We start from the raw sequence: 12672 nt of genomic DNA, 5'->3' as shown, positions 1-12672 counted from the left end.
AGCCAAGTTTCTCTAGGCTGCAAATTTTATCACAGACGTGCTATAATGTGGAAAACTAAGGGCGCGTGGCTCAGTGGATAGAGCAACAGATTCCGGTTCTGTGGGTCGGGGGTTCAAATCCCTCCGCGCTCGTTATTTGTACATTAACTAATTTTTTGTCTAAGAAGTACTTAGACCCCCAGTTCTGACAATAGAGCTTCCATAGCTTCCCAAGAGAGTCCTTGTTGAATATAACGAGGCGCTTCAGGATTATAAGGACTGGCTACTCGGTCAATATTGAGGATGTTTGCCCCATCTGGAAGAACTGGTACATCTGCATCAAATGCTGTGGGGCGCATCAAAGAACTAGAAAAGCCTTTGAAAACAGCAATTGTATCTTGCTCATCAGCAATTTCCACCGTTACAAGTAGGACTTCTTGGGGGCGTTTAGCGGTGTATTGTTCCAGTCGTTTACCAATGGAATTCATTTTTTTAAGATTTAGATGTACGGTGGAGCAGCAACGGTTACTGTGGCGTGGCTGAACGTCCTTGCTTGCCCAGCTTAATCAGAACAAAGTAGCTTAAGTAAAGCACATAAATTACTAAACTAGTTATGCCAAGAAAACCTAAGAAATCAGGCTTGCTATTAGCATGGAAATATTCTTTGAATAGCAATGGAGCCTCAAACCAGACGCGACAATAGGGAGTCTTCAGCATATTGCCAGAAAAAGCACAACCCAAAAATGGGATAAAGGCTAATGTACCCAAAATACAATAAACAGTTGTAGCCCAGCGCCAAGAGGTAAAAATTAATTTCAAAGAGCCATTGGTTTGATACTCAATTTCATCGTTGATATCCACCCAGAACCACAACGAAATCGGGATCAAAATCTGACCTATCAATCCAGACACAAAGCTAACTGGATACTGGGCAATCATTAAATAAATCGTAATTGCTACTAGGCTTGATACTCGCCAGTATATAGTCAATAAGCGTTGTATGCCCTCCGCTTTTTGCACAAATGCCCAAATCAAAAGAATTAGCGGAATAATTACTAGGAATAATACTGCGAGTCGGTAATCAGTCCAGACGAAAGGGCGAAACCAAACGTTATAGTCCATAGTTTTTTTTCAAACGATAAATAAAACATTTTAACTAAGAGCAAGTATCTATAACTGACAAACCTGTAAGCTATTAGCTAGCTAGTAGTCTATCTATATTACATAACAGTTTAATCAAAGCACAAAGCTCAATGTCTAGTCTCAAGACTGCGCTCTAACTTCTTTGTGCAAAGAAGTGGCTCCCCAACTCATACCATTTCATGTAATTTATACTATAAACAAGTTTGTAGAGGCATACAGATGTACGCCCCTACAGCCAATTCATTTGTTACAAAGATTTTTGGAAAAGGTATTAGATGGTAAATTGTCTAATTTACTTTCTTCAATCTCTCTAATTTGGCAAAAAAACAAGCAACTCAAAGATCCTTAACTTAAATTTTGCACCTATGTGTAGTAGCATTAGGGAGCCTGTTTAAAACCCACCTAGCAGCTATATACTTGATACTCACGGACAAAATTTCAATTTTTTTGGATATATAAGGTTTCCTTTTAAGATAAAAACTCTCAAAGTTTAATCCTCATACATCCATAACTCCAGATATTTCAGCAATTTTTTACTCGTTGTAGAAATTGATGAAAGAGCTAGAGTAGGATTTCAGCCGCGAGTAACGTAAAAGTGCGAAATCTCAATAAGTAAATCTTGGTTGCTCGGTGACAAACGAACACAAAATTAACTAGTTCAAATTTTTATTCGTCGTAAACCCGGCATTCAATTGCATCTGGGTTGTCATCGCAATACTGTTCTAGAGAATTTTTTGGCTTGTTTTGGCGCTTGTGGGAAGCTTCGGCTTGTAATTCTTCTACTGCATCCCAAGCAGCAGCACACTCTGGTGAGTTGCTACCGCTAACGTCACACACAGTACGCGCTTGTTCTACTTCTTCTTGAATTTTCTCTTGGATGTCGCCCTTTGCAGTTTCTTGGATGTTGGTCATTGCTTTAGTCTCGTTGTCTGTTGTTAATACTAGTATAGAAAAGCTTCAGAAATGGCAGATTTTAGTTTGATTACTAACCATTCTAACCATTGAGCTAATAAGTTAGTACTTTAGCCTGTTGATTTATAACCATTACAGTAAACTGCCGCATCTATAATGCATTCATCTTTATTTTTTAAGATTTTGTGGAATTAGTACCATAGATAAACAATCATACAATATATTTAGATGCATCTATTAGGGAATGACAACTCCAACTACTTGGGATGGAGGAGACAAAAGGCTCGCACTCATTTTTGTCGGATGCAATTCTTCCCAAAATAAAAAATCAAAACTTACTAGCCCAAAAAGATAAAGAAGCTCAAAACTCATGGCAGACCAAATGCAGTGGGCAAATGCCCTATCAACCCGTCATTCTCTGGAAGCCGCCGTTACAGATGTGGTGGAACGAGCTGTCTCATCGTTAACAGCACCTGCGGATCTAGGACTGGTATTCATTTCGTCTGCTTTTGCGAGTGAGTATTCCCGATTGTTACCCTTGTTAACTGAAAAACTTTCTGTGCCAGTGCTAATTGGCTGTAGTGGTGGGGGCGTTATTGGCACGACAGTTGGCGGAGAAACCCAAGAACTGGAAGCTGAACCAGCTATCAGCTTGACCTTAGCACATCTTCCAGGGGTAAAGGTTCAAGTCTTTCATGTTGTTGCTGAAGAATTACCTGACTTAGACAGTTCTCCAGATACTTGGGTTGATTTGATCGGTGTGCCAGCATCACCGACACCCCAGTTCATCTTGCTGTCTAGTTCCTTTGCCTCTGGAATCAACGATTTGTTGCAGGGGTTAGATTTTGCTTATCCAGGATCGGTGATAGTGGGAGGACAGGCTAGTGGTGGAGGTATGGGTGGTCGTGTTGCTCTTTTTTGTAATGATACTGAAGGCGAGAAATGCCAAAGCCTCTATCGTGAGGGCACTGTTGGTATAGCTTTAACGGGCAATATTGTTTTAGAAACGATTGTAGCGCAAGGATGCCGACCGATTGGCAAACCATTGCAAGTCACAAAAGCCGATCGCAATATTATTCTAGAGTTAGATGAGCAAGTGCCTCTAGTGGTGTTGCGAGATTTGATTGCCAGTCTCAGCGAACACGAACGGACTTTAGCACAGCACTCTTTGTTTGTTGGTGTGGCAATGGATGAATTTAAGCTGGCTTTGCAACAGGGAGACTTCTTAATTCGTGGTATTCTTGGGGTTGATCCAGCAGCTGGGGCGATCGCAATTGGCGATCGTGTGCGCCCTGGTCAAAGGCTGCAATTCCACCTACGCGATGCCCAAGCCTCTGCTGAAGACCTAGAATTACTACTCCAAAGTTATCAAACCCAACGAGAATCTGAACCCTCTGCCGTAGCTGCCTTAATGTTTGCCTGTCTGGGACGAGGTGAAGGACTGTATGGTAAACCCAATTTCGATTCTGAATTATTTCGCCGTTACCTCAGCGATATTCCTGTAGGCGGCTTTTTCTGTGGCGGTGAAATCGGCCCTGTTGCTGGCAGAACCTTCTTACACGCCTACACTTCAGCATTTGGAATTTGTCGCCAAATTCAGTTTTGAGTTATGAATTAAACTTCTGACTCTGCCAATTTTGGATTTTAAATTAACCCCATACCTTCACATAAAAACTTTGCCCGGATCTCTCACTAATGAGAAATCCGGGTTTAGTCTGTAGGATATTATCCTATCTTTGTCTTAATTTACTATGAAACCCTTTTATATCCAACACGCGTTAGAGTTCGCGGAGCGTCTCGTAGAGAAGCTCGCCGCAGGCATTGCTGCATCCCAAGTATTAAAAAAAATAATTAAAATCTGGTGTCAATGGCGTAAACAAAAGTTGCCACTGTATTTATTCCTGGCGATGTGTTTTAACCTAGTGGTTGCACCTCTGGTTTATGCAGCTACTGGTGAACAACTTTCTCGCAGTCAATCTTGGGGATTGGGGCTGTTAGGACTGTTGACGCTAGGGCTTTCTATCTATTTACTTTTTGTAATGTTTGTACCGGAGAAATTCTAATGAGTTTTGCACTTTTTAGAGGTGGGATGAACTTAATAGTTATGATCCAGATCAGCCTGCTTCCAGTGACAAGCGATACTTTTGCTGCAATTCCAAGCTAATAATACAGGCAATTAACCATACTAAACCTGCCCCGTAGCCAGCTGTCACATCAGTCAGCCAATGTACTCCAAGATAAAGCCGACTGAAACCGATCGCAGCAATTAAGACAACAGCCAAGGCATAAATCTGAAAGCGCCATTCAGGAAACTGCTTTGCCAGAATATAGCTGGTAAAACCGTAAATCACTATTGAAACCATTGCATGACCACTGGGAAAACTGTGTTGACCCACTTTAATAATATGGTTCCACAGTACTGGACGCGCTCTACCAAATAACATTTTCATTAAACAATTTAGTAAGGTTGCACCGACTCCAGCGATACCCAACATAGTTGCTTGCCAGCGACGATTAGAATATAACGGACTAATCGCCAGTCCCAAAGAAGATATCAGCATTACTAGTGGATCGCCAAGAAAAGTGATACTAACCATGATGCGATCGCGTAGTGGTGTATGCAGCTTCTGGATCAAAAGCAAAATAGCTTCGTCAAGATTATATGCATACAACAGTCCAGTGCCGCATACAAGAGCGCCAACAGCCCCCAATACCGGAATAATACTGCTTGTTTGGTTTAATTGTCGCTGCATAGATATTTGAGACAGTACGGCTGAATCAAATATGCTTTGGTTATTACCCCCAACGAAACCAATATTTTCTTTAACGCCAAAGGAATGCAAGTTACTGTCTCCAATGACTGCGGCAGATGGTTTTAGAACCTTAACTGATTGGGTTTGTATGGAAGAACCAAGTGATTTACTGGCTTTTTTCCGATAATCTAAGACAATTTCTTGAATGAGGAGAGCAATTGTGTTTAAACTTTTATCTGGATGGAAAATAACAAGGACATTCCCTGTGTAACTATTAGCACTAGCTCGTGAGATTATTTTCTCTTCTAATAATCTCGATTCAAGATATCTTTTGAGGGCTTCCGAATGATAAAGCCCATTTACCTTATATCTAACTCTTCCTTTAACAGCAGTATTTATTGCTTTAACCCAATGGTTCTCATTAATAAGTTTATGACAGTGAGGATTACCCATTTTTTATTGATAATAAAATGCTTGAACTGAAGGCTAGGGAAAAGAGATTTTCAGAAATTATGTGAAATCCCATTTATTTCAGAGCTACTTACTCTTAACCAGGAATAATTTTAATGGTTAGTGTATTATTAACTACACAAGTTCAGGTTCGCTGGCAGATTTAAGTTTCAAAGGTTGGGAGTTGACTTTGCTATTGCCACGCAATCGCCATCGCTTGTTAGGCAAGATAAACATGGTGGCAGATTTTAGTCTCTTAATAATGCTTCTTGAGGTAGAAAGTATCCGTTCCCAAACGTCTGTCCTAAACCTTCGATATACAATAACATTACGTGCTTGGTTGATCTTGCGTGTACTATCAATTAGGTTAATTAAAGCATCAAAGATAGCCCCTACGATTGATTTTGCCATTATCTCTTTTGGCACAACCACATCTTGGGCAGTTTGAATAAGATTAATCAAATGCGCGAGCATCTGATTATCTGAAATTACACCTATTTTATAATTGATGACAATGGATGCAGCTTGTGGGTTAGCACGGACATTTGTAACTCTAGAATCAGATTCTATGGCTGATTTGAGTTGATTAGCGTATTCAGTATCTTTGGCTAGCAGAGGAATACGAAAACGAATCCGCCCAGGAATCCTATGGACAATGCTATAGAATATCTTTTGGGATGGTGCTGTTTTATTAGCTACGCTTTTAGCCGCCTTTTTTGATGGTAAAGGCAAATTAAGACTAGCATTTTTACCAGATTTAGACCGTTTTATAGAAGTCATAGTACTATTTTTTAATTCCAAAAAACAAAAAATGCAACCAAACTTATAAACCTATCTATTGATGTTCGAAGAGAGCATTTTATCGACCTGCATTAACCTTACTTTATTCATACCTATTTTTTTGAGTTAAAAAATCTATCTCAGTAGTGAATCTAGCTATCTCTGCTATCAATTAGATTAAGTTTCTTTAACACTGTACTTCATTAATAATAATCAAATAATTAAGAAGAGAAATGTTGAATAAGGTTAAAGGCAAAAGGCACTTAGCAAGATATTCGGGGATTCAGCATCGTACTTAATTAAAGCCACTAAATCCAAAATTTGGCTTTGTGCTTAAACCCCTGCTCCCTGTTACCCTCTGCCTTGCTGATAAATGCTCTTTTAAAAGTATTTGGCTGTGATTTTAGGCACTTGTTGCTCCCCCTTCCCCCCTTTTTAGGGTATTTAAAACATCCTCTTAGATGATTATCATTTTGATTTACAAGTATTTCACTACATAGGGTTATTGACATATAAGCATTTTAATGTATAGTGATTGATTTACCATACTCTCAAGTAGTAAGATCAAAAGTATGTATGAATTTACTGGATAGCAGTATTGCCCTGATTTTATGCAAGCCTTGCTTATTTATTTTATTTAGTTTCTAGGTATGTGTTTATGCAGCAAGGGTTAAGGTTACTAATTAAACTGGTACTAGAGTTTGCACCTGTTGTTGCAGAGCTAGTACAAAAGAGAAGTCAAGACAGTTTAGCTTTAAATAAATATGAACCGATTGAGGCAATTCCCCGATTACTCAAAGCTTTAAATACTTCAAATCAACAAAGCAGTTATGTTGAAGACTTTGAACAAGAAAAAATCTTCCAACAGCAATTAATAGCCGACAATCATCAAACGCGATTAATAATAGCTGAACAAGAGCGAGAAACAGCGCTGAAGCTGCCAGAAGTCAACAAAATTCTTGATAGCTGGCCCTTAAAACTATATCCTGCACAAATTTTAGATCGCACCAATTATGGGCGCACTCCACTCAAAATTTTTATCGCTCCTCCTCAAGTAAATTTTGACCAATTTAACGATAATAAAGATGAGAAAACTTCCCAAATTGAGTTAATGTTGGCTGAAGGATTACGAAATTTTCTCAACAAGCATTACTCTTTACACAGTGAAGTTAGACCAACAGAGTTATTGGCAGGAGCCTGGGATAGTAAACGTTTTCACAGTGAATCAAGTATTAAGGCTCTGTTTGGAATGTTGAAAACAGAGCCTATTTTGATTTTAGAGTCAGAAAATGATGGAGATTATTTAAATTTTCGGATTGCCTATTGGGGTTTGGGTCAAGGTAACTATTATTATAAAACAATTGCTCGTTTACCTTATCGAGAAATTCTAGAAGAGTCTGCTAAAAGACGGGCGTTAGAATGGAAAAAACTTAGAGATAAACTGGTAGCACTAGGAGAAGAATTAGAGGAAATTAATCAGATTGGAAAAGATAATGTTGTTAATTTGGCAATTTTGGAAAAGGTAGAAAAGTGGAATGAGAAAGGAATTGATATTAGTAATTTATCCTTACAATATCAACTCAACCGTCAAGACTTTGAACAACTCTGCCAAGTTTTGATTACTTATCACTGTTTGGTTGCAGGTTGGGTAGCAGATGTTTATCATCTGGTTGATCGTGGTGTACCTCCGCTACTACCAGAGTTGCTGCCGAGTTTGCTGTCAGATACTTTTGATTTACAATCAGTACAGATTATCGCTTCCGGTTACAAGCAAGTTTACCAAGCTCTGGAAAATGAGCGTTGTTACTGGATTCCAGAATTAGCTTTGCAATTAGCCCAAAGTTTATCTCATTTAAGCGATGCCTATGGCGGTAAACTACGCTCGTGGGCAAATGAACAGCTAAATTATTCTGTAAATACATGGTTGCAACTACGCCAAATATCACTACAGGATTCTACTAACCCGCTTCAGGCAATGCAATCAGCCGTCAGCATCAAAGATGAGGAATATGTAAAAAAGTTAAGAGAATATTTTGTTGCAGTCGGTGATAGTCAGAGTATTGCTGATGTTGAGGAAATTTTAAATTGCGTCGCCAACCTCAAACACCAAGTTACACTACAACATATTGTTATCAGCCACACCCTAACTGGACATTCAGAAAAAGTTACATCTGTCGTCATTAGTCCTGATTCTGAGAGTTTAGTTAGCGGCTGTGCAGATAAAACTATCAAAGTATGGAATCTTAAAACTGGCAAACTTATCCGCACCCTTACAGAAGATTTAGGCAAAATTTCTTCTGTTGCCATTAGTCCTGATGGACATTATCTCGCCGTTGGTAGTTGCCAACACCCCAAAAGTAATGTCAAAGTATGGAATCTCAATTCTGATAAACTCCTCCACACTCTCTTAGGACATCAAAAGCCGGTTAACTGCATCGCAATCAGTCCCGATGGACAAATTCTTGCTAGTGGCAGTAATAAAATCAAAATTTGGAACTTGCATAAAGGCGATGCCTCCGGCGGGCTATGCCAACGCATTTGTACCCTTTGGCATTCATCCGCAGTTAATGCTGCTGCTATCAGCCCCGATGGTACAATCCTTGCTAGTGGTAGTTCTGACAACAAAATTAGGCTGTGGAATCCACGTACAGGAGATCCATTACGCACCCTCAACGGACATTCAGGTGAGGTGAAATCAGTAATCATTAGTCCTGATGGGGAGATTCTCTTTAGCAGTAGCGCAGACAAAACCATCAAAATTTGGCATCTAGCTACAGGTAAATTGTTATACACCTTGACTGGACATCTAGAAGAGGTAAAATCCTTAGCTATTAGTCCTGATGGAGAAATTCTCTTTAGCGGTAGCGCAGACAAAACCATCAAAATTTGGCATTTGCGGACGGGAGAATTACTGCAAACTATTACAGAACACTCAGGGGCAGTAAACTCTATTGCTATGAGCAAGGATGGTCAATTTCTTGCTAGTGGTAGCTCTGATAAAACTATCAAGATTTGGCAGATCAATTAAGCTTTTTGGTTACTCGTTGGCTGATTGTTTTTGGCTATTTCCGTGCAACTTAATAAAGCTATCAAAAGCATACCATGCTAGAACATACCAAGGAATACCTTCTAACTGCAACCCTTTATTAAGTAATTGTCGCAACGAAAGACTAGCTAATCCCACAGGGAAAAGAATCCGCAGATCAAAAGCACCACCTGTTGACTGTTTTACGCGCTGGTTTAAGTCAACAACCGCAGATGATACTCCTGCTGCTGCTTCGGTGTTGCCCTCGGAAACATTGGCAAAAATTATTCCTAAATCTTTAAGTGTTGCTAGCACATTTTCTAGACTGCCATCTTTACCATCGTGATTGATAACAATACTGCCATGATGGACATTTGTTTTAACTTGATTAATGTGAGAATTTGCTGACAAAGCTTTAGCAATGCTTTGCATCTTTTCTGGTTGACGATGGGAATGAGCTACTCTCAACCGTAATCTTCCGGGAGTCGAACTTACAACTTTTGTAGATATCGGCTTTGGTGGTGTTTTGAAAGTGGGTTTGTCTAGAATTTCCGGCATTTTATTGTAAGTGCTATAACCATTAGTCAACATATAACCACCTTTTTGACTTGTGTGATAGTGGATTTTTTGTTGTGGGTTTGTTATTTGAAGGACTTCCAAAAAATAAACGATCTATTTTCCTAGGGTGTGTTAAAGGATGTTTGTAAAGTATCAAGTTGTATAAAGATCCCCCCTAACCCCCCTTTTTAAGGGGGGAACCAGAATCAAAGTCCCCCTTTTTAAGGGGGATTTAGAGGGATCTAGAATCTTTGATACCGACAAGAGGACTTTTAAAACATCCTCTTAGGTAAAACACCATAACGCGCCCTACTAATTTGATATTTTGGTAATTGGAAGTCGCCTATGGCAAAGAATTTAACTTGCTAATGGGCAGATGAAATTACACACCATTATCGGCGACATTATCGCCATTGGTGGCAGTAGCTTCAAACACGGGGGTTTCTTTTTCATCAGCAAGTTCTGCTCTGGCTTCGGCTACCATGTCTTCCCAAGTTTCGCCCATTTCTGCAATGGTTCCTTTGCTTCTTTCATAAAGACCAATTCCGCCTTTGATGACTGACTTGACTAAGGGTTTACCAACTCCAGCAGCAATGGGCAGCAGAACAGGTGCTAAGAGGACTGCACCAATTCCGGCTATAATACCGGGAGCGCCTGCATCTTCAATAAAATCACTAATTTTAGGGGCCATGTTCAATTTTCTCCTATTTAATTAAGAAATCTCGAAAGCTTTTTAAGATACTCTTGGCGGCATAGTTGGATCATCTTGCCGATGGTAGAGCTTTATTTTGACGACTTTTAAGAATCGGACGTAAACCGTTGACTCCAGCAACTACGGTTGAGCCATTGTTGACTACTGTTGCAGCTAAGGGGTTAAGACCAAAGAAAACGGCTATCACCATTGCCGCTAGGTTAGGAACGGCAACTAATCCTGTGTTTTGCCGAATCAATTGCTTGGCTTGACGAGCGATCGCGATCGCTTCTAATAAACCATGCAAGTCATTCTGCATCAACACTAAGTCTGCTGTTTCGCGGGCTATCTCAGAACCGTTGGCAAAGGAAACGGAAACATCGGCGTAGGCTAAAGCTGGCGAATCGTTAATTCCATCGCCGACAAATGCAACCGTCTTGCCTTGTTCATGCAGTTGTCGGACAACTGTTGCCTTTTGTTCTGGAAAAGCTTCTGCGTGAGTATGCGTCGGCAAAATACCTAGTTGAGCAGCGACAGCAGTCGCCGTTCGCTTATTATCGCCGGTTAGCATATGGATTTCCACACCTTCGACCGTCGAAAGTGCCCTAATGACTTCCCGACTTTCGGGACGGAGAAGATCACTATATTTAATAATACCTTGAAGTTGACCGTTGCTAGCCACATAAATCGATGAATTTGGAGATTTTTGGTGGCCATTTAATGCTTCCATGTTAATGCCACTGGTACGCAAAAAGCGATCGCTCCCAACATAAACTGTCTCTCCATCAATCTGAGCTTTTACGCCCAAACCTAGTTGATAATCCCACTTGCTACGCGACAAAATTTCCACTTGCTCTGCTTCGGCATAGCGAACAATTGCCTCTGCTACTGGATGAGTTAAACGCTGTTCGGCGGCGGCGGCCAATTCCAACACCCGTAATCTTGAGGTTGCGGGATTGAGGCTTTCCACACTCACAACATCGACTTCTCCCTTAGTTAGTGTCCCCGTTTTATCAAAAACGATGGTATCAACTTCTGCTAGTTGTTCTAGCGCCCGTCCACTACGGATGAGAATTCCCCGCCGTGCAGCATAAGTTAATGCTGCTAAAACTGTTGTCGGGACTGATACTCGAATTCCTGTAGCAAAGTCTAGAGTTAAAACGCTGGCTGCTCGTGAAGGGTTGCGGGTTGCGGCAAATACTGCCCCACCAAGTAGCAAAGTTGGCACCACAGCTTTTTGAGCAAATTTCGTGGCATAATTCTCCATCCGCGTATCGTGAACAGGCGCTTCTTGCATTAACTTAATGCTCTGTCCGGCGCGGGTATCGTTGCCTATCCATTCTGCAACAATATAAATTCGTCCTTCTCGTACCAGGGTTGAGGCGAAAACTGGTTGTCCTTTTTTCTTCAGCACCGGCATCGACTCGCCAGTTAGTTTCTGCTCATCTAGCAGGGCTTTACCTCGCAAAATGCTACCATCAACCGGCACTTGTTCGCCAGGGTAAACAATTACTGTATCGCCACGCTGCACATCTTGAATGGGAATTTGTACCTTTTCGCCATTGCGTTCTACCCAAACAAATTGCCCTAGAGAACTAAGTAAATCTAGAGTTTGTTGAGCAGAAGAACGAGCCGTGCGATCGCGGATATTTTCACCCACTTCAATTAAACCCAGCATCAGCGATGGTGTGAGAAATTGCCCTTGGAAGGTAGTAATAGCGATCGCCATAAAATCCAAAAAGTCAATATTCAGTTTTCGCTCTACCCGAATCCCTTCCCATGCTCGTTGGATAACGGGTAAAGTAGCCAGAGCGATGGGAAGCGCTACTATTAAAGGCGGGATCGCTAATCCTAACGGCCCCCCTAGCACTGCTAAAGTAGTCGCAACAGCAGAGAGTTGTAAACCTGGCCAAGATGCCTCTTTTTCGGTTTCCGATAACGATGTAGACTTTTTGAGAACGACTACAACACTTGCAGCCTGAATCAAATCGTGAAGGTGCGATCGCATCTTCGCATCAGAAACTTTATTAGATTTATAAGTAACTGCAACTGACATTGCCGCAGGCTTGACACGGACATTCTTCACTAGCGCATCTGCTGTTAACAATACTTCCAGACGCTTGGCATAATCTGCATCAGTGCGTAAGCGAGGTAGGCGAAACCGCAGTCTTCCCGGAATTGTATGGACAACGCTGTAGGTAACGCTAGAAAACTGTTGTTGAGAGTGTCCATTAGTGTCAATTAAAGAAACTTTTCCATTCCCTTCCAACACAGTGAATTGAGATTTGGGAGGTGATGGTAGTTCCAGTGCTACTTTTGCCATTACTTTTCTTTGTTCCAAATATTGTTACACTTCAATGAAAATTAGGTTCTTTGCTGAG

General features: G+C 40.8%; 11 protein-coding genes and 1 tRNA gene. 4 read left to right on the top strand and 8 right to left on the bottom strand.

What is annotated here, in order from left to right; translation table 11 throughout:
• Window positions 1-59: 59 nt before the first annotated feature.
• Window positions 60-132: transfer RNA gene (locus H6G96_RS06425), tRNA-Arg, on the top strand.
• A gap of 38 nt (window positions 133-170) precedes the next feature.
• Here H6G96_RS06425 and H6G96_RS06420 read toward each other — a convergent pair.
• The 3 genes from H6G96_RS06420 to H6G96_RS06410 all read right to left on the bottom strand — a co-directional run bounded on the left by H6G96_RS06420 (window position 171) and on the right by H6G96_RS06410 (window position 2034).
• A complete protein-coding gene (locus tag H6G96_RS06420) occupies window positions 171-467 on the bottom strand; it encodes a hypothetical protein (RefSeq protein ID WP_190910664.1) in 297 nt (98 codons plus the stop codon).
• A gap of 37 nt (window positions 468-504) precedes the next feature.
• Complete coding sequence (locus H6G96_RS06415; protein ID WP_190910663.1) at window positions 505-1101, bottom strand: DUF3177 family protein; 597 nt, start codon at window positions 1099-1101, stop codon at window positions 505-507.
• 687 nt (window positions 1102-1788) lie between these two features.
• A complete protein-coding gene (locus H6G96_RS06410) occupies window positions 1789-2034 on the bottom strand; it encodes a Calvin cycle protein CP12 (protein WP_190910662.1) in 246 nt (81 codons plus the stop codon).
• A 370-nt stretch (window positions 2035-2404) separates the two neighbouring features.
• Between H6G96_RS06410 and H6G96_RS06405 the strand changes: the two genes are divergently transcribed.
• Together H6G96_RS06405 and H6G96_RS41155 are read left to right on the top strand one after the other, a co-directional pair.
• The gene (locus tag H6G96_RS06405; protein WP_190910661.1) at window positions 2405-3640 is read left to right on the top strand and encodes an FIST N-terminal domain-containing protein; all 1236 of its coding nucleotides are present in this window, start codon (window positions 2405-2407) and stop codon (window positions 3638-3640) included.
• 214 nt (window positions 3641-3854) lie between these two features.
• The gene (locus H6G96_RS41155) at window positions 3855-4097 is read left to right on the top strand and encodes a potassium-transporting ATPase subunit F (protein ID WP_347242190.1); all 243 of its coding nucleotides are present in this window, start codon (window positions 3855-3857) and stop codon (window positions 4095-4097) included.
• A gap of 51 nt (window positions 4098-4148) precedes the next feature.
• Here the strand turns inward: H6G96_RS41155 and H6G96_RS06395 are convergent, their stop codons facing one another.
• Together H6G96_RS06395 and H6G96_RS06390 are read right to left on the bottom strand one after the other, a co-directional pair.
• The gene (locus H6G96_RS06395; RefSeq protein WP_190910659.1) at window positions 4149-5240 is read right to left on the bottom strand and encodes a phosphatase PAP2 family protein; all 1092 of its coding nucleotides are present in this window, start codon (window positions 5238-5240) and stop codon (window positions 4149-4151) included.
• A gap of 132 nt (window positions 5241-5372) precedes the next feature.
• Window positions 5373-6017, bottom strand: a complete 645-nt coding sequence (locus tag H6G96_RS06390; protein WP_190910658.1) for an HMA2 domain-containing protein — start codon at window positions 6015-6017, stop codon at window positions 5373-5375.
• 658 nt (window positions 6018-6675) lie between these two features.
• On the opposite strand from H6G96_RS06390, the gene H6G96_RS06385 reads away from it, so the two are divergent.
• Window positions 6676-9045 carry a WD40 repeat domain-containing protein gene (locus H6G96_RS06385; protein ID WP_190910657.1) on the top strand — a complete coding sequence of 790 codons (2370 nt, stop codon included), beginning with the start codon at window positions 6676-6678 and terminating at the stop codon, window positions 9043-9045.
• Window positions 9046-9054: 9 nt separating this feature from the next.
• Here H6G96_RS06385 and H6G96_RS06380 read toward each other — a convergent pair whose 3' ends face one another.
• The 3 genes from H6G96_RS06380 to H6G96_RS06370 all read right to left on the bottom strand — a co-directional run bounded on the left by H6G96_RS06380 (window position 9055) and on the right by H6G96_RS06370 (window position 12614).
• Window positions 9055-9633 carry an HMA2 domain-containing protein gene (locus H6G96_RS06380; protein ID WP_190910656.1) on the bottom strand — a complete coding sequence of 193 codons (579 nt, stop codon included), beginning with the start codon at window positions 9631-9633 and terminating at the stop codon, window positions 9055-9057.
• Window positions 9634-9982: 349 nt separating this feature from the next.
• The gene (locus H6G96_RS06375) at window positions 9983-10291 is read right to left on the bottom strand and encodes a DUF5132 domain-containing protein (RefSeq protein WP_190910655.1); all 309 of its coding nucleotides are present in this window, start codon (window positions 10289-10291) and stop codon (window positions 9983-9985) included.
• Window positions 10292-10361: 70 nt separating this feature from the next.
• The gene (locus H6G96_RS06370) at window positions 10362-12614 is read right to left on the bottom strand and encodes a heavy metal translocating P-type ATPase (RefSeq protein ID WP_190910654.1); all 2253 of its coding nucleotides are present in this window, start codon (window positions 12612-12614) and stop codon (window positions 10362-10364) included.
• Window positions 12615-12672: the final 58 nt, after the last annotated feature.

It is taken from the genome of Nostoc sp. FACHB-892, assembly GCF_014698795.1.
Classification (GTDB): domain Bacteria; phylum Cyanobacteriota; class Cyanobacteriia; order Cyanobacteriales; family Nostocaceae; genus Nostoc.
Note: the sequence above shows the minus strand (reverse complement) of the source record. Positions and strands in the feature narration are given on the sequence as shown.